General features: G+C 55.8%; 17 protein-coding genes, 1 tRNA gene and 1 other RNA gene. 18 read left to right on the top strand and 1 reads right to left on the bottom strand.

The window, feature by feature from the left end; translation table 11 throughout:
• Positions 1-45: 45 nt before the first annotated feature.
• Positions 46-3,909 carry an ABC transporter substrate binding protein gene (locus tag PHC90_07315; protein ID MDD3846157.1) on the top strand — a complete coding sequence of 1,288 codons (3,864 nt, stop codon included), beginning with the start codon at positions 46-48 and terminating at the stop codon, positions 3,907-3,909.
• Here the strand turns inward: PHC90_07315 and fsa are convergent.
• On the bottom strand, positions 3,899-4,543 hold the full coding sequence (fsa, locus tag PHC90_07310; protein MDD3846156.1) for a fructose-6-phosphate aldolase: 645 nt from the start codon (positions 4,541-4,543) through the stop codon (positions 3,899-3,901). The genes PHC90_07315 and fsa overlap by 11 nt on opposite strands.
• A gap of 436 nt (positions 4,544-4,979) precedes the next feature.
• Here fsa and PHC90_07305 point away from each other — a divergent pair, with 436 nt between their 5' ends.
• The 17 genes from PHC90_07305 to PHC90_07225 form a co-directional block, all read left to right on the top strand.
• Positions 4,980-6,341 carry a TrpB-like pyridoxal phosphate-dependent enzyme gene (locus tag PHC90_07305; protein ID MDD3846155.1) on the top strand — a complete coding sequence of 454 codons (1,362 nt, stop codon included), beginning with the start codon at positions 4,980-4,982 and terminating at the stop codon, positions 6,339-6,341.
• A gap of 78 nt (positions 6,342-6,419) precedes the next feature.
• The gene (locus tag PHC90_07300) at positions 6,420-6,656 is read left to right on the top strand and encodes a hypothetical protein (GenBank protein ID MDD3846154.1); all 237 of its coding nucleotides are present in this window, start codon (positions 6,420-6,422) and stop codon (positions 6,654-6,656) included.
• The gene (locus tag PHC90_07295; protein MDD3846153.1) at positions 6,657-7,757 is read left to right on the top strand and encodes a pyridoxal phosphate-dependent aminotransferase; all 1,101 of its coding nucleotides are present in this window, start codon (positions 6,657-6,659) and stop codon (positions 7,755-7,757) included.
• 16 nt (positions 7,758-7,773) lie between these two features.
• On the top strand, positions 7,774-8,988 hold the full coding sequence (locus PHC90_07290) for a hypothetical protein (protein ID MDD3846152.1): 1,215 nt from the start codon (positions 7,774-7,776) through the stop codon (positions 8,986-8,988).
• Entirely contained in the window at positions 8,985-9,572 is a 588-nt protein-coding gene (locus PHC90_07285; protein MDD3846151.1) for a 2-oxoacid:acceptor oxidoreductase family protein, read from the top strand. Before PHC90_07290 ends, PHC90_07285 begins: the two co-directional genes overlap by 4 nt.
• A 21-nt stretch (positions 9,573-9,593) precedes the next feature.
• A complete protein-coding gene (locus tag PHC90_07280; GenBank protein ID MDD3846150.1) occupies positions 9,594-11,387 on the top strand; it encodes a thiamine pyrophosphate-dependent enzyme in 1,794 nt (597 codons plus the stop codon).
• A gap of 6 nt (positions 11,388-11,393) precedes the next feature.
• The gene (locus PHC90_07275) at positions 11,394-12,365 is read left to right on the top strand and encodes a glycosyltransferase family 2 protein (GenBank protein MDD3846149.1); all 972 of its coding nucleotides are present in this window, start codon (positions 11,394-11,396) and stop codon (positions 12,363-12,365) included.
• A 40-nt stretch (positions 12,366-12,405) separates the two neighbouring features.
• Positions 12,406-13,422, top strand: a complete 1,017-nt coding sequence (locus tag PHC90_07270; protein MDD3846148.1) for a hypothetical protein — start codon at positions 12,406-12,408, stop codon at positions 13,420-13,422.
• 45 nt (positions 13,423-13,467) lie between these two features.
• Positions 13,468-13,557 (top strand) — tRNA-Ser (locus PHC90_07265).
• A gap of 14 nt (positions 13,558-13,571) precedes the next feature.
• An RNA gene (ffs, locus tag PHC90_07260) (signal recognition particle sRNA small type) lies at positions 13,572-13,669 on the top strand.
• Between the two features lie 28 nt (positions 13,670-13,697).
• Complete coding sequence (gene dnaX, locus PHC90_07255) at positions 13,698-15,260, top strand: DNA polymerase III subunit gamma/tau (protein ID MDD3846147.1); 1,563 nt, start codon at positions 13,698-13,700, stop codon at positions 15,258-15,260.
• 11 nt (positions 15,261-15,271) lie between these two features.
• Entirely contained in the window at positions 15,272-15,586 is a 315-nt protein-coding gene (locus PHC90_07250; protein ID MDD3846146.1) for a YbaB/EbfC family nucleoid-associated protein, read from the top strand.
• A 3-nt stretch (positions 15,587-15,589) separates the two neighbouring features.
• Positions 15,590-16,186, top strand: a complete 597-nt coding sequence (gene recR, locus PHC90_07245; protein MDD3846145.1) for a recombination mediator RecR — start codon at positions 15,590-15,592, stop codon at positions 16,184-16,186.
• A gap of 80 nt (positions 16,187-16,266) precedes the next feature.
• Positions 16,267-18,066, top strand: coding sequence for a phosphoenolpyruvate carboxykinase (GTP) (locus PHC90_07240; protein MDD3846144.1), 1,800 nt, complete (start codon positions 16,267-16,269; stop codon positions 18,064-18,066).
• 93 nt (positions 18,067-18,159) lie between these two features.
• Complete coding sequence (locus tag PHC90_07235) at positions 18,160-18,336, top strand: hypothetical protein (GenBank protein MDD3846143.1); 177 nt, start codon at positions 18,160-18,162, stop codon at positions 18,334-18,336.
• The gene (locus tag PHC90_07230; protein ID MDD3846142.1) at positions 18,333-19,070 is read left to right on the top strand and encodes a hypothetical protein; all 738 of its coding nucleotides are present in this window, start codon (positions 18,333-18,335) and stop codon (positions 19,068-19,070) included. Before PHC90_07235 ends, PHC90_07230 begins: the two co-directional genes overlap by 4 nt.
• Before the next feature lie 236 nt (positions 19,071-19,306).
• The coding region (locus PHC90_07225) for a nitronate monooxygenase (GenBank protein ID MDD3846141.1) at positions 19,307-20,352 on the top strand (1,046 nt) is incomplete at its 3' end.

The raw sequence follows: 20,352 nt of genomic DNA, 5'->3' as shown, positions 1-20,352 counted from the left end.
GCAGCGTGGTATGCCGTTGCAGGACAAAAGGAAGGATTGGCGGCCGTGATCGTATATTGTTCATTGGAGAACAAGATTGCGCGATTATCTCAACTCATGGGCAGCTTGAAAGGCACGGCAGGAAGAGAACCCCGCTGCAGGGAGAAGAAGCGGGGCATAAAGCCGGTATGGGCGGTAATGTTCATTGCCTTCTCGTTTCTTCTTTTCGCCGGCTCATGCCGGGCAGCCGCAGTCCATGACCACAAGACGGTGCTTATTCTCCATTCCTATCACAGGACAGATTGGACCGAGACCATAATGGAAGGCTTTATGTCCGCTTTGAAGGGGCGTGAGGACCTTACCGTGCATGTTGAATACATGGACACGAGAAAGATCGAGACCGCCGAATATCTCGACAGGCTTCGCGATATCTACGCGATGAAATTTGTTTCTATTCGGTTTGATGTGGTCCTTGTCTCCGACGATAACGCCTTTCACTTCGCCCTTCGACATCAGAAGAAGCTTTTCAGAAATACCCCCATAGTATTCTGCGGGGTGAACAGGTTCAATGAGGACATAGTTGCGGGTCGTGAAAATGTCATCGGTGTCCTTGAAGAAGATGATTTCGAGGAAACATTGGCGTTTGCCTTCCGGGTGAAGCCGGATGCGCGGACGGTCTATGTTGTGCATGACCGGACCAGGGAGAACCGCAAACGTTTTGAAAACCTGTCGCGGATCATGGAGACCTCCTACCCCCATTTTGCGACGAAGACAATAGACAACCTTTCATACTCGCAGGTCGAACAGACAGTATCCACGCTTCCTGCGGACAGCATGGTTTTCTTCATATCCTTATGGCAGGATGAGCAGGGCAGGCCTGTTTCGATGGAAGAGGCAGAGAGAGTACTGAAGACGTCGCCCGTTCCCGTTTTCGGCCGTTCGAGCTCTTTTATGGGAAAAGGCCTTGTCGGCGGCAAATGTGTCACGGGCTTCAGCCAGGGTCAGGCTGCAGGCTCACTTGCGAAACAGATACTCGACGGCAAGAGCCCTCGGGACCTTCCCCGCATGCTCGAGAGCCCGAACCGGTTCATGTTCGATCATGCAGAGCTCAGGGAGCACGGGATCTCCGAGACGATGGTTCCGCGGGACAGTATCATCCTCAACAGGCAGCACTCCTTCTTTGAAGTGTACAGGACAGCAATACTCGGCGCCGTTGCTGTGATCATTGTTCTCCTGACATTCATCACAGTCCTGGTGATAGGTCTTGCCAGGCTGAGACGCACCTCCCTTCAGCTCCGGTCGAGAGAAATGGAGCTTCTGGCTTCACAGGAGACATTGTCGGGAATTCTCTCGGCTTCGCCGAGCGGTATCGTAAAGATCAAGAGCAGGATATTTGAATGGGTCAACGATGCGATGTGTTCCATCACGGGGTATGACGAAAGCGAGCTCGTGGGGCACGATTCCCGCTTCCTTTATCCCGACGATGAAGAGTACGAGAGGGTGGGCCGGGAGATCTATCACAAAGGGCAGGAAGAATCGAGATGGGTCAGCAAAGACGGTACCATGAGGGAACTGCTCTTTCAGGTGGCGAAGACGAGGGATGACAGTTATATAGCAATCATAACGGACATCACGGAACGGATAAGGACCGCCCGGGCGTTGAGGGAGAGCGAGAAGCTCTATCGCAATATAATCGAAAAGATACAGGATGTGTTCTACAGGTTCGATGCGAATGGCATTCTGATCATGATAAATCCTGCGGGAGCGAGGATGTTCCACTATGATTCCGTCGAGGATATGCTTGGTCTGCCCATGGAGGCTTTCTGGAACGACTCCCGTGATCTCTACAGAATGATCGACGAGCTGAAGGACCGCGACCGCGTGAACGATTACGAGGCTTTTCTCAGGCGCAAGGACGGCACAACGTTGTACGTCTCCATTACGACCCATTACTTCCTTGATGATGACGGAAACATTGCAGGTCGGGAAGGGATTCTCAGAGACATCACCGAACGGAAGATGGCGGCAGAGGCCTTGCGTGAAAGCGAGGTGCGCTACCGGGCCCTCTTTGAGTTCTCTCCCGATGCCGTTCTGGTCCTCAAAAACGGCATCTACATGGACTGTAACTCCCAGACACTGGAACTGATGAAATGCAGAAAGGAAGACATACTGGGGAAGGGGCCCTCTGGGTTTTCCCCCGAGAACCAGCCTGACGGCACCTCCTCGGCAGACAGGGCAATGGAAAAGGTGCGTCTTGCCATGTCCGGCGAACCGCAGTTTTTCGAGTGGCGCAACAGGAGGTTCGACGGAGGGGGCTTTCTTGACGTGGAGGTCAACCTGAGGCGTTTCGATGTGAACAGCGAGGCCTATCTCCTCGTGATCGTCCGGGACATAACGGAGAGGAAGAAGGCGGAAGCCCAGATCAGGCGCCTCGTGACGGCCATCGAACAGACGGGGGAGGATGTCATCATCACCGATGCAGGGGGCGTCATCGAATATGTCAATCCTGCCTTCGAGTCCATCACGGGATATTCCCGCGATGAGGCTATCGGCAACACGCCGAGTTTCCTCACGAGCGGTCTCCATGACCGGGAGTTCTACAGAAACCTCTGGGAGACGATCAGCGGCGGCAAGGTCTGGAGCGGCACCATCGTCAACAGGAGAAAGGACGGGACCTTTATCCACGAGGAATCCACCGTCAGTCCCCTTGTGGATTCATCAGGCACGATAACGGGATATATTGCACTCAACCGCGATGTGACGAGACAGGTCCAACTCGAATCGCAGCTGCATCAGTCGCAGAAGATGGAGGTCATCGGCCAGCTCGCCGGGGGGATCGCCCACGACTTCAACAATATCCTCTCCGCCATTATGGGATACTCGAACCTTGTGCAGATGAAGATCCCGCCGGATGATCCCGTCCGGAAGTATGTCGATCAGATCGTAGCATCTTCGGGCAAGGCGGCTATCCTGACTCAGAGTTTGCTTGCATTCAGCAGGAAACAGATCATCGACCCGAAACCTCTGGATGTGAATGCGGCTATCACGGGTACCAAAAAGCTGCTTTCGCGCCTCATTACCGAAGACATTATTTTGAAGACGGACCTCTGCAAGGATCCACTCGTGGTGATGGCCGACTTCGTCCAGATCGACCAGGTGCTCATGAACCTTGTGACCAATGCCCGGGACGCAATGCCCGTGGGGGGCAAACTCACGATCAGCACGAGAGGGCTCGACAGCGATATCGGCGGGGACAAGGAAGACCGGAGAAGCCGCCTCGCCTGTATCAGCGTTTCCGACACAGGTGTCGGCATGGATTTGAGGACGAGGGAAAAGATCTTCGAACCCTTCTTTACCACAAAGGAATCGGGTAAGGGAACGGGACTGGGTCTGTCCATAGTGTACGGAATAGTACAACAGCACAATGGTTCTATTCGCGTTGCCACCGAGGTAGGCCGGGGGACTACCTTCGAGATCCTCCTTCCCATCGTCGAGGTTTTTCCGGAGGAAAAGACAGAATCATTCGCCGAAGACCCCCGGGGGAACGAAAAGATACTTGTCGCAGAAGACAATCAGGAGTTGAGAGACCTGTTGCGCACCGTTCTTGCGGAACAGGGTTACGAGGTCTTTGAGGCCGTAGATGGTCTCGATGCCATTGAAACACAGAAGAGGTGCCGGGCGGACCTCGTTATTCTCGATGTCGTCATGCCCAAGATGAACGGCAAAGAGGCCTTTGACAGGCTGAAGTCCGTCGACCCCGGGATCAGGGTGCTTTTCATGAGCGGCTACACCGATGACATCATCCACCAGAAAGGAATCCGTGACGCGACGATAGAGTATATCGCCAAGCCAATCCTCCCCCGGGACCTCCTTAAGAAGGTGAGGGAAATACTGGACGGTGAGCCGGTGGCCGGGAGCTCTATTTCTTGATGCCTTCCCAGTCCTTGAGGAATTTCTGCAGACCGATATCCGTCAGCGGATGGTTCATGAGTTGTTTGAGCACGTTGAAGGGAATGGTGGCTATATCGGCGCCGATGAGAGCCGCATCCAGAACATGCATGGGGTTGCGGATGCTGGCGACTATGACCTCTGTTTCGAAGGCATAATTGTAGAATATCCTGGTTATGCTATCGATTATCTCCATGCCCCTCTGAGAGATATCGTCAAGCCTGCCGATGAAGGGACTCACATAGGTGGCGCCTGCCTTTGCGGCGATGAGGGCCTGGACGGGCTGAAAAATGAGGGTCACATTCGTTTTGATCCCTTCGTCCGTCAGTGTCCTGACGGCCCTTATACCCTGTTCCGTCATAGGTATCTTGATGACGGCGTTCTCGCCCAGCTGCGCCAGCTTTCGCGCCTCTTCGCACATACCTTCGGATGTGGTGGATATGACCTCCAGGCTGACCGGTCCCGGCACGGTCCGCAGTATCTCCTGAAGTACCGTCTCGGGGTCCTTATTCTCCTTTGCGAGGAGCGACGGATTGGTGGTGACACCATCAACAAGCCCCATCTCCATACCTTTCTTGATCTCGTCAATATTGGCCGTATCTATAAAAAATTTCATTTCCTGACCTCCGGATGTGATTGTGGATTCGAAGCTCTAAGAGTATACACGATTGTGAAGGCAATGACCAAGCATAAAGACTAATGATCAATGGCCAAATTCCAATGACCAGAGAAAGAGATAATGACCAATTTCCCAATAACCAATTGACCAGGCGGGAAGACAGGACAAGGCTGCGTCGCTGTCCCCCTGTTTGATCATCGGAATTTGATCATTGGTTATTATCTTTTCTTTGACATGTTCCATCTCCCGTGATATAAAGGGTCATTATGATGAACGAACAGGTAAAGAACTGGTGGTGGCGGAAACTATAGGTGTGAAACCGTAATTTTCCGGCCATGGACGGTTTCACACCGTCCATGGCCGTTTTCTTTTAAAAGGGCCATGGGTAGAAAACCCCATGGCCCTTTTCGTTACCGAAAAAAAGGAGGATATCATGGAAAGGAAAATACTGCTGAATGAGAGGGATATGCCGCGGTCCTGGTACAATATTCAGGCCGATCTTACCACACCCCTGCCGCCGCCCCTCAATCCACAGACGGGGGAGCCTGTAACACCGGATATGCTCGAGGCCATTTTTCCGATGAACCTTATCGAGCAGGAGGTAAGCACCGAGAGGTTCATAGCCATTCCCGACGAGGTCATGGAAAGGCTCTTGCTGTGGAGGCCTACGCCCCTTTGCCGGGCGACGGCGCTGGAAAGGTTTCTTGGCACTCCCGCCCGGATCTATTATAAGAACGAAGGGGTCAGCCCTCCGGGCAGCCACAAACCGAACACGGCCATTGCCCAGGCATATTACAACAAGGAAGCCGGCATTAAGAGGCTGACGACGGAGACGGGCGCGGGGCAGTGGGGGAGCGCTCTCGCGTTTGCCTGCAACCAGTTCGGCATACAGCTGAAGATCTACATGGTCCGTGTGAGTTTCGACCAGAAACCGTACAGGCGAATCATGATGGAAACCTGGGGCGGCAGATGCGTGCCGAGCCCGAGCCCCGATACGTCGGTGGGGCGGAAATTCCTTGAGGAAAACCCGAACCACCCGGGGAGTCTGGGAATGGCCATCAGCGAGGCCATCGAAGACGCGGTCACCTCGGAGAACACAAAGTATTCCCTGGGCAGCGTTCTGAACCATGTTCTCCTTCACCAGTCGGTGATCGGTCTCGAGGCGCAGGAACAGCTCAAGCTCGCGGGAGAGTATCCCGATGTTGTCATAGGATGTGCGGGCGGCGGGAGCAATTTTGCCGGCATTGCCTTTCCTTTCATCCGCGACAAGATCCATGGAAAGGAGATGCGGGTGGTAGCGGCGGAGCCCACATCCTGTCCGACACTCACCAGGGGCCGGTATGTCTATGATTTCGGTGATACCGCCGGGATGACACCGCTTCTGCCCATGTATTCCGTGGGGCACGGTTTTGTTCCTGCACCGATACATGCAGGAGGACTTCGTTACCACGGAATGGCCCCCCTCGTCAGCAGGGTCTTCGCCGACGGGCTCATCGAGGCACGGGCGTACAACCAGATCGAGACATTCTCGGCAGGCATCATCTTTGCGCGGACGGAGGGCCTCATACCGGCGCCGGAGACGAACCACGCCATCGCCTGTGCCATCGATGAGGCGAATAGGGCAAAGGAAGAGGGCAAGGAAAAGGTCATACTTATGAACTTCAGCGGCCACGGGATCATCGACCTTCCTTCCTACGACGCCTTCATGTCGGGGAAGCTGCAGGACTATGCAATGCCCGACGACGAGATATCGGAACTGCTCAGAAGCCTGGAGAAGTATCCGAAGTTGAAATGAGACAGGGGGCAAAGGACAGGGATCGGAAAGAAGGAGATCCCGGCCGGTGCCCCTGAACTCGTATAAATCGAGGTTCTTATGGAAATCTATTGTCCCCAGCTTGGAATGATCATCGGGTTCGATTATTGCCTTCATGTGCAGGGTGATCTTCCCTGCGGCAACACCTTCGGGTGCTGGAAAGAAAGGGTTGACGTGGCGGCTGTTCTTAAGGCAAATTTTACAGACGAAGAATTACTGCTGGCGTTCAATACATTACCAAAATCAAGGCTCCAGAGGATACTGGAGTCTGCTCAATCAGCTCGCAGGGAGGAATAAATGCTGCTATCCGACAGGGTCATGCAGGTGCGGCCATCAGGTGTGCGAAAGATCTTCGACCTGGCACAAAGAGTAAAGAACCCCATCAACCTGAGCATCGGGGAGCCTGACTTTGATATCCCCGACGCGGTGAAGGACGAAGGCATCAGGTGGATACAGAAGGGTTTCAACAAATACACGCCCTCCGGGGGGATACCGGAGCTCAGGCAAAAGGTCCTCGACCATCTCAGGAGCAAAGGGATAATGTGCGAAGACGCCATCATTACGGCGGGGGTGACAGGGGGTCTCCTTCTTGCCCTCATGACAACGCTCAACCCCGGCGAAGAGGTGGTCATCCCGGATCCCTATTTTGTTCTCTACGAATACCAGGTCCTTTTCCTTGGAGGCCGCCCCGTCTTCTTCGATACCTATCCCGATTTCACGTTCAGGGAAGAAGAACTGCGCCGGGCGATAACGGACAGGACGAAGATCATTCTCATCAACAGCCCTAACAATCCGACAGGCATGGTCAATTCCCGGCAGGAACTGGAAATGGTGGCAAGGGTTGCACGGGAGAAGGACCTGCTGGTCTTTTCCGACGATATCTACGACCGTTTCATCTACGATGACGGAGAGGGCGAAAAACCCTATCTGGGTCAGATGTATGAAAAGACGGTCACTTTCGGTGGCTTTTCGAAGACCTGGGGGATGACCGGCTGGCGCCTGGGGTACGTGGCGGGACCAAGCGAGATCATCCAGTGTATGGTAACCATGCAGCAGTACGCCTTCAGCAGCGTCACCTCTTTCGCGCAGAAGGCGGCCCTCGTTGCCCTCGATCATGGCATGGACGGGATGATCGGTGAGTACCGAAAGAAGAGGGACCTCGTTTACAACGGGCTCAAGGACAAGTACAATGTCATAAAGCCGAGGGGCGCCTTCTTCATTTTTCCCGAGGTGCCCGGCGGTGATGGTATGGCATTTGTGGAACGGGCGTTGGAGAACAACCTCTTCATCATACCGGGCAGTGTTTTTTCATCCAGGGACACTCATGTGCGCATCTCCTTCGCCGCATCGGAGGAGAATCTCCGGAAGGGGATCGATGTGCTGAGAAAAATGGTCTAAAGGAGTCTTTGAGACGATGCATGAAAATATCATCAGGCTGTTGATGGAAAACGCCGTGCAGCAGCTTTACGTGACGAACAGGGCCACGGCGGCGGCTGCGCGCAAGGTGTCGTCGGGTGCCCTTCGCTGCGAGGTTTCAACGAACGAAAAGATAGCATTCGAGCTTGCCCTGGCCGGTGCTTACGTGAGGAAGAGGACCGCCTGCATCCTCTCCACGGATGGTCTGTACGAGGCCCTTGACCCGGTTATGAGTTCCGCCTACACGGGAGTGGCCGGTTCCTTCGTCATTGTCGCCGTTCAGGAGAATGATGAAGAAGTGACGCCCCTGGGTCCGTTCTCAAAACTGCCCCTTATCGTCACCGAGACTGCGGAGGAGTTGGAAAGGGCCATGCGCTATGGGTTTTCACTCTCCGAGGAATACAAGATCCCTGTCGTCGTGCAGGCCGTTCCGGGAGGACAGGACAAGGGCACGCTCCCCGAAGGCGCCGATGCGAAGACAGGGGGTAATACGGCCTCTCTGGTGAAGGAGCCGGGCAGGTGGGCGGCCACACCGAAGTTCCGTTTCCAGCTTCATGGAGAACTCAACGAGAAGATAAGAAAGATCGGCGAGGCCTTCGAGACCTACGAAGACAACCTCATCATTCCCCGGGGTTCAACGGGTCTTGTGACGGACAGGTTCTCCCGTCTCGAGTTCTACGACGAGGAGGCGAGCGTGCTTCGGTTGGCAACTGTCTTTCCGCTGCCGCAGAAGCTTACGCAGCACTTCATCGACAGCATGGACGAGGTTCTCGTTGTCGAGACCTATCCGGTTATCGAACTGCAAATACCCGACAGGTCGAAGGTAAAGAAAGGTTTTGTCAATGCAGGCCGAGGGAGGCCGCAGTATGATGAGGTCATAGCGGGATTCTCAGTCGTGCGGGACCGGTTGGGACCGGCCTCTTCGATAAACATGGCCCACGGCATCAAGAAGCTTCACCCCGAGAGGAACGTCCTTGCCGTAACCTTTGAGGACCACTTCTTTCATTCGGGGATGCCCTCCTTCGTGAACACCCTTTATAACGATTCCTCCGGTGTCCTTCTCATCATGGTGAGTGAACGCGAGGATGATATCAGGAAGGTCCTCCACGGTTATGGCGTCAACGGAGTTTTCACCATCGCGGCCATCGAGGAACTTGCCCGCTTCCGGGACACGAAGGAGCCGGTGGTGGCTCTCTACAGGGGTATGATATGAAACATGAGATCATATGTGCGGGTGTCGGGGGAAGGGGGGTGCTTCTTGCCTCGACCATACTCATCGAGGCTGCCATCGCGAGCGGCCTCAAGGCCGTGGCATCCGACGAATACGGCATGAGCCAGAGAGGCGGCTCAGTCGTGTCCCTCGTGAAGGTGGGGGATTTTGCCAGCCCCTTCATCGGCAGGGAGAATGGCAATATCCTCCTTGCCTTCGAGGAAAGCGAATTCTACAGAACCCTCCTTTTTCTGAAGAGGGGGGGCCTGGCGCTTGTCAACACCCGTGCCGGAAAGCTGCCGTCTTCAGTTTCCGCCTTGCTGAAAAAAAGGGAGGTAACCTGCCGTTTTATCGATGCCGACGGCATAGCCCGCGAAGCGGGGATGTTCCAGTCGGCAAACATGGCCCTTCTTGGCTCCTTCGCCGCTTTTGGGATAGCCCCCTTCACGAGACAGGTTATCGAAGAGACCATCCGGTCCCGTGTGCCCGAAAAGTTCCTGGTCAAGAATCTCGCCGTCTTCGGGAAGGGTTTCGAGGCCGCAATGGGTCAGGACGCGGGAGTGTTCCGGCTGTTGGACAATAAGTGAGGCCCTATGGGAGGATCGTCAGTGTATAGCAGGGAAGAAGTCATAATAGGCAATCAGGCCATAGCGAGAGGTCTTGTCGAGGCCGGTCTCGAGATCGCGGCGGCATATCCGGGCACGCCCAGTTCGGAGATACTCCCCGGGGTCGTCCGTTTCAAGGAGATGGAAGGGTTGAGGATCCACACGGAGTGGTCGACCAACGAACTCTGTGCATTCGAGGTTGCCTTCGGTGCCGCTGCATACGGCGCAGCAAGGGCAGCCTGTTTCATGAAGCAGGTGGGTCTCAACGTGGCATTCCCGGCGCTGTTGAGGTCGCGGGAAAAGAGGATCGAAGGGGGGCTTGTCATAGTCTCCTGCGATGATCCCGGCCCGCAGTCATCCCAGACGGAGCAGGATACGCGGCTTCTCGCCGCCCTCTTCGGGATTCCCGTCCTTGACCCCTCGTCACCGACGGAGGCGGCGGACGTTGCCTATTATGCCCTCGACTGGTCTTTCAGGAACAAGGTGCCCGTTATCATCCGTTCCACGCATCGGGTGAGCCATGCGCGTGAGTCCGTTCCCCTGTACAGACCCGGGGCCCGGAAGGTTGCGCTCAAGGAAGGTCACCTTGCGGGAAAGGGCAGAAAACTGGGCATTGTCGCCTCCGGCATGAGTTATTCCCTCGTCTATGACGTCATCGATGAGCTTGGGGCAGGGGACGCGGTTTCGCTCTACAAGGTTCTCAGGGTGTATCCGGTCGACGAGGGGCTTTCGGGGTTTGTGGGTTCCGTGGAGCGGGTGCTCGTGGTAGAGGAGACGGACCAGGTAATAGAGGCGCTCATCGGCAACGCGAGGAAGGTAATGGGCAGAAGGGACGGCACGGTGCCGTCATCGGGTGAGATCACCTATGACATCGTCAGGGATATCATGTCCCGGGTATTGCGTGAGATCGGGGCGGGAAAAAACATGTTCGTCCCCGACGGGACCATGGAGGAGGCGCTTTCCGAGGTGGCCGTCACCCCGAGGCCGCCGAAACTCTGTCCCGGATGCCCCCATCGGGCATCTTTCTTCGCGATGCAGTATCTCTGGTCCGATGCCATTTATCCGGGAGATATCGGCTGCTATACGCTGGGCATCTCCCAGGGCGCCGTTGATACCTGTCTTGACATGGGAGCGGGAGTGACTCTGGCGGAAGGTTTCGATGACGCCTTCGGGCAGGACGGCAAGCTTGTTCCCATTCTTGCCTCCATAGGCGATTCGACCTTTCTGCACGCATGCATGGCCCCCCTCTATGACGCCGTGAAGAACCACAAGAGATTTATTCTCGTCATAATGGACAATTCGACGACGGCCATGACGGGTATGCAGCCCACGCCGCAGACCGGGGTCACCGTGGATGGGGTACGGACCCGCAGCGTTGCCATCGAGGATATTGTCAGGGGCATCGGGGTCAACCATGTGCGCATTGTCGACCCGTATGACGTTCCATTGATGATCGGCACCATCAGCGAGGCCTTTGATCGTCTTAAGGAGGAGATGCTTCCGGTGGTCATCATCGCGCGGCGCGAATGCCTGCTCCTTGTGAAAGGGACGGCGAAGAATGGGGCCCGCCCCGCGGACATCGAACGCGACTGCATAGGCTGCAAGAGTTGCCTCAAGACCTTCGATTGCCCGGCTATGTCTTTTGACGAGGGATTAGGGAAGATCAGAATTGATGACAGCCTGTGCACGAATTGCGGGATCTGCTGCTATGCCTGCCCCATCCAGCCTCAGGGAAAGGCCCTGAAGGCGGTCAAGAATGCCGGCAAGCCGGGTGCGCCGCCGGCGGGGACTCCCTGAAGGGTTATGAAGACGGGCAAAGGAAAGAGCGAGGTTTTGGATTCCCGCCGGAAGACGCCCATCATTCTCTCCATCGTCATTATCACAAAGGATACCCGGGAACTGCTGGAGGGGCTCCTCAACTCCATCGAAAAGGACGCCTCCCTGAAGTCTCTGGGAACGGAGATCATTGTCATCGATAACGCGTCCAGCGACGGCACGGAGGAATGTGTCGGGGGCTCCTTTCCCCATGTCAGGTATGTCCGGAACGACCGCAACGCGGGGTTTGCCGCCGCGGTGAACCAGGGAGGAAACCTGGCTGCCGGCACGTATATCCTTCTTCTCAATTCCGACACCCGCCTCATTGAGGGAGATGTCGCAAAGATGATCGCCGCTGCCGGGAACATATCCGGCCTGGGGGTCATGGGGCCGCAGCTTGTCTACGAAGACCTCCGTTCGCAAAGGTCGGCCGCCGCCATCCCCGGTCTGGCGGGCGAGGTGTTCCCCGGTTCAAGGAACATCTTGCGCACGCCGGCGTCGGGCGAGAATGGCGAAGGCGCCCGGGACGTGGAATCGCTCATCGGGGCCGCCATCATGATCCGGAAGGAAGTCTTTGACGACCTCCACGGTTTCGACGAGCGTTTCTTTTTCTTTCTCGAGGAGACGGACTTTTGCGTCCGGTTGAGGCAGAAGGGTTATCGTGTTGTCTTCTTCCCCGCCGCCAGGGTCATTCACCTCCAGGGCAGGACGGTACGGAAGACCTGGGTCAGGGGACGGATGGAATACAATATCTCGCTGAGAAAATTCATAAAGAAACATCACGGCGCCATCTACGCGCTGGCATTTGATGCCGTCAGGTTTTTCAGGGCCCTGGTTTTCATCATCGCGGTGCTCCCTTTTCTTTTCGGCTCCAGGATGCGGCTGCGCTATTCCTATTACCTGAAACTTGTGGTATGGTACCTGCGGATGTGCCCCGACGATGCGGGCCTTCGCGGGTGATGGCCCGCAAAGTTCAGGGACGGACAGGAGGAAGTGCCGTATGTCTATCATAATTGATGTCTCCGAGGACGAACGTATCACCGTCGATACCTTTCAACGGGGTGATGCAAAAGGGGTGGGCGAGCTTTTCCGCAGCGTATACGGGGAGGACTACCCCGTAAAGCTCGTCTACGACCCGGAAGGGCTCGTGGAAGCCTTCGAGAAGCACGAGAACATACCCTGTATCGCCCGTTCCTCGAAGGGAAGGATCGTGGGATATGTCAGCATTTTCAGGTCGGCGCCGGTGAAGACGGTCTATGAAGGAGGGCAGGGTCTGGTCCTCGTCGATTACCGCAAGCACGGCATTGCCCGCACGATGAACCGCTACTTTTCCGAAGAACTGGCACCGGCGTACGATGCGGATGCCGTGTTTGGCGAGGCCGTATGCAACCAGGTCTATATGCAGAAAGCCTGGGCAAATGAAGGGGCCATCGAGACGGCCCTCGAGGTGGACCTCATGCCTGCGGAGGCCTATGTGAAGGAGGGAAGCGCCTCGGGACGGGTGGCCGCCTTGCACATGACAAGGATGTACCGGCCGATGGAACACGCCGTCTACGCACCGGAGCGATACGAGGGGGCCCTGCGGTTCCTCTACGACGGGTTTACGACGGGGGGCAGGGTGCACAGTGCGGGGAATGAGCGTCCCGGACCGGACCCGACATTCATCGAGCATCGGGTTTTCGAATTCGCTCGCGTGGCGCGTATGACCGTCCGCAAGGCAGGCGAGGATTTCGAAGCGGTCTTCGATGGCCATGAGGCCGATGCACTCAAGCAAGGCATGATCGTGATACAGGTTTGGCTGAACCTTTCCTGGCCGTTTATCGGCCCCTTGACGGAACATCTGCGGCAGAGGGGATACTTTTTCGGCGGTATGCTCCCCCGGTGGTTTGGCGAAGACGGACTGCTGATGCAAAAGGTCACCGTCCGCCCGAACTGGGAGGGAATAGAGCTCTATTCGGAAAGGGCCCGCCGAATCCTCGGGGTCGTGCGCGAGGATTGGCAAAGGACAGGGGCGTAAATCCCTTGAGGTCGTTTTCTGAAGTGTGGTATAACAGATGTCACCGGAGAGATGTCCGAGCGGCTGAAGGAGCACGACTGGAAATCGTGTGTACGTTAACGCGTACCGAGGGTTCAAATCCCTCTCTCTCCGCCATATTGATCTAGAATGGCCAGGCCCTGCGCAACGTGAAGGTTGCGAACCCCGTCAGGTCTGGAAGGAAGCAGCGGTAGTGGCTGATCCGTGTGCCGCAGGTAGCCTGGCTTTTTTAATGTGCCCCAAAGAGGCGTTCGCATTTGAGTTACACAGTTATCGCAAGACGTTGGAGACCCCAGAGATTCGATGATGTGGTTGGACAGCCGCACATCATCACCACCCTCAAAAATTCCATAAAGGCAGGCCGGATCGCTCACGCTTTTCTTTTCACGGGACCCCGGGGTGTCGGAAAGACTTCGCTGGCACGGATACTCGCAAAGGCGGTCAACTGCGTGAACGGCCCGACGGCTGAACCCTGCAATGTCTGTGAGAATTGCGTGGGGATAGCAGCCGGCAATTTTGTGGACGTCATAGAGATCGACGCCGCATCGACGCGGGGCATCGACGATATCAAGGAACTGAGGGAGACCGTCCGCTACCTTCCGATGAAGGCGGCCTACAAGGTGTATATCCTGGACGAGGCACACATGCTCACCGACCAGGCACGCAATGCCTTCCTCAAAACACTCGAGGAACCGCCGGGGCACAATATCTTCATACTCGCCACAACCGAATCCCAGAAGATCCCCTACACCATCATGTCCCGCTGCCAGCGCTTCGATTTCAAGCGCATCACCGAACGGGAGATAACGGAGCAGCTCAAGGCGGTCTGCAGAAAAGACGGGATAACCTTCGACGAGGGGGCCTTCCATCATATGGCGATCGAGGCGGACGGTTCCATGAGGGACGCTGAATCCATCCTTGAACAGATCATCGCATACAGCGGGCAGCATATCTCTGAAAGCGATGTGGTCAACATCATCGGTGTCGTCGAAAAAGATGTCATCTATCGCATCGTGAAGTCTCTCGTCGAGAGGGATTTGAAGGAGGGTCTTTCGGCGATCGAAGCGACCCTCGGAGAAGGATATGATGTGGGCCAGGTCTATCGCGGCCTCGTCTCCTATCTCAGGAACATGATGATCATCAAGGCCGTGGGGGGACTGCCCGATTTCATCTCCATGGGAGAGGACGAGTACGGGGCGCTCAATGGTCTTATCAAAGACATCGAATACTACGAGATCCAGAACATGCTCTATTATATGCTTCGCAGCGAGGACCTCATGCGGGGGCTTTTCCCGCGAATCGCCCTCGAGACGCTCTATATCAACCTTTATAACCTGTCCCGGCTCAGGGACGTTGAAAAGGTGATCGGCGAGCTTGAACGCAGGGAGCCTCCCGGGTCTTCACAAAGGTCAGCGGTACGGGCCCCGGATGAAGGCGTCGCAGCGAGGCAGAGACATACCCCTCCCATTTCTGCCCCTGCATCGGATGATACCCCGCCCCCGCCGGAGGAATATCCCGCGGCCCGGCATCACCCGGGAGGCGAAGACGTCCATGGTTTCGTGGAATATCTCAAGAAGAAAAAGCCTTTTCTGGGGGGTATGTTTGACTCCTGTGAATGCACCGTGGAGGGGGATGATCTCATTGTTCTCATCGACAAAAAATACGGCAATTTCATAAAAAGCGAATTTGAAGAGATCAAGAAGCTGACGAACGAATTCTTTGGAAAGGTCATGAACGTTGAATTCAGGGATGCTCTCGACAAGAAGAAAAACATCCTGGAGGAATATGTGAAGGAAGCGGAGTCTCTCTTCAATCTCTAAGAGGAGGCAGTATGCCCAAAGGTTTCAACCAGATATTACAGCAGGCGAAGAAGATGCAGGACCGTCTCGTGAAGCTTCAGGAGGAGATGGGAGACAAGACGGTGGAGGCGCAGTCGGGCGGCGGCATGGTAAGCTGTGTCGTCAACGGCAGACAGGAGCTTGTCTCACTCGCAATATCCCCTGAAGTGCTCGAAGAAAAGGACAACGAGTTGCTGGAAGACCTCATCGTGGCGGCCGTTAACGAAGGGCTTAATCGTTCCAGGGAGATGGTCCAGGAAGAGATGTCCAAGGTTACGGGCGGAATGCAGATGCCTTTCGGGATGTAGTACGTGTTCTATCCGGAACCGATCGAACGGCTTATCGAGAACCTGACGCGGCTTCCGGGCATTGGCCGGAAGACGGCGACGCGGCTTGCCTTTTTCCTTCTCAATTCCAGGGAGGGATACATCACGGAGCTTTCAAAAAGCCTCGTCGACATCAAGGAAAAGATACGCCTCTGCAAAGTCTGTTTCAATATTACCGATACCGATCCCTGTGTTATATGCAGGGATGCCAGGCGCGACACGACGTCGGTCTGTGTCGTGGAAGAGTCCTCGCATATGATGGTGATAGAATCGTCTCATCCGGGTCATTTCCGCTACCACATCCTTCATGGCGTCATCAACCCCATAGAGGGGGTGGGTCCCGACGACATCAGGATAAACGAGCTTCGCGACCGGGTTGTCCGGGAAGGCATAAGCGAGGTCATCGTCGCTACGAACCTGAACATCGAAGGCAACACCACCGCCCACTATATCGGAGAGATCCTCAAGCCCTATGACGTGAAGATCACGAGAATAGCCTCAGGCATCCCCGTAGGCGGTGATATCGTCTACATAGATCCGCTGACCATCAAGAGTTCGCTGGAAAATAGAAAGAAGCTGTAACCCCGTCCCTTCTCTTGTTGAAATCCCCCCAAATTTGTTGTTAACTATTTCGCTGCAGATATTGACAGGAGGTACTATCGATGAAAAGCGCGGATAATTTGACACAAAACAAAGATCTACTCCAATGGGTCGACGACATGGCGCGCATGTGCAAACCTGACAGCGTTTACTGGTGTAACGGTTCAAAGGAAGAGTACGACAGCCTTATGGCAGGTATGGTGGCAAGCGGTTCCGCCATACCGCTTAAGAAGCGTCCCAACAGCTTTCTCTTCCGTTCGCAGCCGTCCGACGTGGCGCGTGTTGAAGACCGTACCTACATCAGCACCAGGGATCAGTCGCAGGCGGGCCCGACGAACAACTGGGTCGAAACGGATGAACTCAAGGGCATCATGCGCGGCTTTTATGATGGATGCATGAAGGGGCGGACCATGTACGTCATCCCCTTTTCCATGGGCCCCATCGGCTCGCCCATAGCGAAGATCGGCATCGAGATCACGGACAGCGCCTATGTTGTCTGCAACATGCACATCATGACGCGGGTGGGAACGAAAGTGCTCGAGCAACTGGGAGCACAGGGGGAGTTCATCCCCTGTCTTCATTCCGTCGGCGCGCCCCTCGAAAAGGGGCAGAAGGATGCTCCCTGGCCCTGCGCGCCCATGGACAAGAAATATATCAGTCATTTTCCCGATGAGAACCTTATATGGTCCTACGGGTCCGGTTACGGAGGCAACGCGCTCCTCGGCAAGAAGTGTCTGGCCCTGCGCATCGCTTCGGCCATGGCCAGGCGTGAGGGGTGGATGGCGGAGCACATGCTTATCCTGCGGCTCACCAATCCCGAGGGCAGACAGTATCACATAGCGGCCGCCTTTCCGTCGGCCTGCGGGAAGACCAACCTTGCCATGATAGGCCCGACCATCCCGGGCTGGAAGGCTGAGTGCATAGGCGACGACATTGCGTGGATGAAGCTGAGGCCCGATGGACGACTCCATGCCATCAATCCCGAAGCAGGCTTTTTCGGGGTTGCGCCGGGCACATCCTATTCATCGAATTCGGCCGCCATGGATAGCATCAAAGAGAACTGTATTTTCACAAATTGCGGGCTCACTGACGACGGCGATATCTGGTGGGAAGCGATGACGGCGGACCCGCCGCCCCACACCATCGATTGGCAGGGGAAGGATTGGACACCTGCTTCACAGAGCCCGACGGCACATCCCAACGCCCGCTTCACTGCACCCGCCCGCCAGTGCCCGATAATCAGCCCCGATTGGGAGAAACTGGAGGGGGTTCCCATAGACATCTTCATCTTCGGAGGCCGCCGCGCCTCCACGGTGCCCCTTGTCCATGAGGCCTTCAGTTGGGAACATGGCGTATTGATGGGGGCAACGGCCTCTTCGGAGACAACGGCCGCGAACATCGGAGCCATCGGCAATGTGCGCCGTGACCCCTTTGCGATGAAGCCTTTTTGCGGGTACAACATGGGTGACTATTTCGCCCACTGGCTCGAAATGGGCGAACGGCTGGGGGATAAAGCGCCCCGGATCTTCTACACGAACTGGTTCAGAAAGACAGAGGATGGCAGATGGCTCTGGCCCGGTTTCGGAGAGAACAGCCGTGTCTTGAAATGGATGTGCGAACGCGTGGACGGCAAGGCGGGAGCGCAGAAAACGGCCATAGGCTATATGCCGGCACCGGAAGACCTTGACCTCACGGGTCTTGATGTGCCGCTTGATGACATGAAAGAACTGCTGCGTATCGATGTCGATGCCTGGAAAGCGGAGGTCAAGGACATGGAGAAGCATTTCTCCCAGTTCGGAGACCGCCTGCCCCGGGTTCTGGCAAACGAGTTAAAGGCGCTCGCGGACAGACTGGGAAGCTGATCCTCCGGCAAGGGGTTTTCCATCGTAAAGCTGGAAAACCCCTCCGCCGGTGTTTTTGAGTACCGCAGACTCGAAGTTCACAAGGACAATTTATTGGAACTCTACCGCAATGTCGGCACCATCCGCCCGGGAAGCTATGATTATAAGAAACACACCCTGGCCGCAGGCGGGAAGAAGGGCCTTCATCTGAAAAAGCTTGCCGCAGATGGTGAGCCGTTGACGGTCTCTGTGGATGATGGAGCCAGCTGCGGGTCGGGGAAGGTGCGATGACGGTCTTCACACGGAGAAACCCTGCCAGGCGAAGGCGAGTCACGCTCGTCGTGTGTGCATTCATACTTGTCGCATCCTGCGCGCCCCTCGCGGGCAACCACGTCGTTTTTGATACCCCCGTGGTCAACGGGGCGGCAGAGGGTTTCGGCCGCCTTGAAGAGGATGTCGACGCCCTGGAAGGAAAGGGGCTTGTGAGATTTGCCCTCAACCCCGTAACGGCAGAGGACGGGTATCTCTTCGGTGAAAGAGGAGTCCTGGGAGAACCCGTGAAGGCCCAGTCGGGCGAAGGGCTGGAGATCAGGTGGGAGGGGTTTTTCCCGAGATATCGCCTCTATTATTTCCCCGCACCCGGGCACCCGGGTGTTGTCATCGGCGAATGCTACTTTGCCGACGGATGCAACAACGGTTTTTTCTTTGCCCCTGATGTCGACGGGAACGGCATTCCCGACAGGCTTCGATATGTCCAGTGGACAAGCAGCGACTATGGACGCGATGACGAGGTCCCCGGCTACCTGGATCGTTATCGCTACATATACGATGTAACGAGGGACCGGCTCTATCTCTGGCATGATCTTCTGCTCTACCGATGTCCCCCGCCCTTGAGCGTTCCTCCTTACACGTGCAGGACGAAGTGTGATCCTCCCTACGAGGTGAGGATGGTCGGCGGCAGGGCCTATCCTGTCGTGTTCAAGACCCGCCTCGTGGAGGAGAGGTCCCTCTTTGAAGAGAAGTGAGGAGGTACGGTCCGGTGGAGGCTTCCCCTCCAGGAGGGGCTTCGCCAGTTTGTTTGTTTTTTGACCCTGATTTCTTCCCCACAGTCCTTCTTCTACCGGATATGCAGGATTACAATGCTATCCAATAATTCTATAGTGGAGTAACTGACCATAACTGAGGTAAAATAGATTGGGGTTTCAGGAGGGTCGTATTCATAAAAAAAACTGCAATGGCTTGCAGGTAAGAGGCGTGGATCATGGACAATAAACAGACATTACCATCCCTGGTCATTAAAGGGAAAACAATAAGGATACCTATTATCCAGGGAGGCATGGGCGTGGGTGTGTCACTCTTTCCGCTCGCCAGTGCCGTTGCGGAAGAAGGAGGTATCGGCATCGTGTCGAGCGCAGCCCTTGACAGGCTTGTCACGAAAAGGACCGGCAAGAAACACACCACATATGAGGCCGTTTTTGAGGAAATATCGCAAGCGAAGGCAAGGGGTGGAGTATCGGGCATCAACATCATGGTTGCCCTCATAGGAACCTACGAAGATACGGTAAAGGCTTCCATCGACGCCGGGGCGGATGTCATTATTTCCGGCGCGGGCCTGCCGCTCGGCCTGCCGGTTATCAAGAAGCCTGGCGATACAGCCCTGATTCCCATCGTCTCTTCGGCAAGAGCCCTTGAACTCATATGCAAGAAATGGGAACGGATAGGCTACAGGCCGGATGCCGTTGTACTCGAGGGACCCCTGGCCGGTGGTCACCTGGGGTTCAAGTATGAGGACATATATCTCGAGTCGAACAAGCTTGAAAATCTCTTGCCCCCCGTAAAGGAAATGGCGGAAAAACATGGAAACTTTCCTGTTATCGCAGCGGGGGGTATCTACACGTATGACGATATCGTGAGATTCCTGAAGATGGGCGCCGATGGGGTGCAGATGGGAACGCGTTTTCTCGTTACCCGGGAAAGCAGTGCAACTGACGAGTATAAGCAGGCTGTTATCAATGCCGGCAAGGCGGACATTATCGTGGCGCAGAACCCTGGTTCTCCATGCGGTTTGCCGTTCATGGTTATTAAGGAGTCACCCGCTTTCCAGAACACGCTCCAGAGGAAGGTAAAGCCCCGTTGCGATAAGGGGTATGTGCTGCGACCGGACAGGGAAGGACATTTCAACCAATGCCGTGCACGACTTGACGACGGCGGAAGTTTTTGCATCTGTAATGGCCTCCTCAGCTCCGCCGGGTACAACCCTGACAAGGAGGCGCCCCTCTACACGGTCGGCGTCAATGGTTACCGTGT

The organism is Syntrophorhabdaceae bacterium (assembly GCA_028698615.1).
Taxonomy (GTDB): domain Bacteria; phylum Desulfobacterota; class Syntrophorhabdia; order Syntrophorhabdales; family Syntrophorhabdaceae; genus Delta-02.
This window is presented reverse-complemented; position numbering and strand designations above follow the sequence as displayed.

Bases quoted from the DNA above. Each gene is read 5' to 3' on its own strand.
- fsa (MDD3846156.1), bottom strand. From the start codon at position 4,543: ATGAAATTTTTTATAGATACGGCCAATATTGACGAGATCAAGAAAGGT.
- PHC90_07305 (MDD3846155.1), top strand. From the start codon at position 4,980: ATGGAAAGGAAAATACTGCTGAATGAGAGGGATATGCCGCGGTCCTGG.
- PHC90_07300 (MDD3846154.1), top strand. From the start codon at position 6,420: ATGGAAATCTATTGTCCCCAGCTTGGAATGATCATCGGGTTCGATTAT.
- PHC90_07295 (MDD3846153.1), top strand. From the start codon at position 6,657: ATGCTGCTATCCGACAGGGTCATGCAGGTGCGGCCATCAGGTGTGCGA.
- PHC90_07290 (MDD3846152.1), top strand. From the start codon at position 7,774: ATGCATGAAAATATCATCAGGCTGTTGATGGAAAACGCCGTGCAGCAG.
- PHC90_07285 (MDD3846151.1), top strand. From the start codon at position 8,985: ATGAAACATGAGATCATATGTGCGGGTGTCGGGGGAAGGGGGGTGCTT.
- PHC90_07275 (MDD3846149.1), top strand. From the start codon at position 11,394: ATGAAGACGGGCAAAGGAAAGAGCGAGGTTTTGGATTCCCGCCGGAAG.
- PHC90_07270 (MDD3846148.1), top strand. From the start codon at position 12,406: ATGTCTATCATAATTGATGTCTCCGAGGACGAACGTATCACCGTCGAT.
- PHC90_07250 (MDD3846146.1), top strand. From the start codon at position 15,272: ATGCCCAAAGGTTTCAACCAGATATTACAGCAGGCGAAGAAGATGCAG.
- PHC90_07240 (MDD3846144.1), top strand. From the start codon at position 16,267: ATGAAAAGCGCGGATAATTTGACACAAAACAAAGATCTACTCCAATGG.
- PHC90_07230 (MDD3846142.1), top strand. From the start codon at position 18,333: ATGACGGTCTTCACACGGAGAAACCCTGCCAGGCGAAGGCGAGTCACG.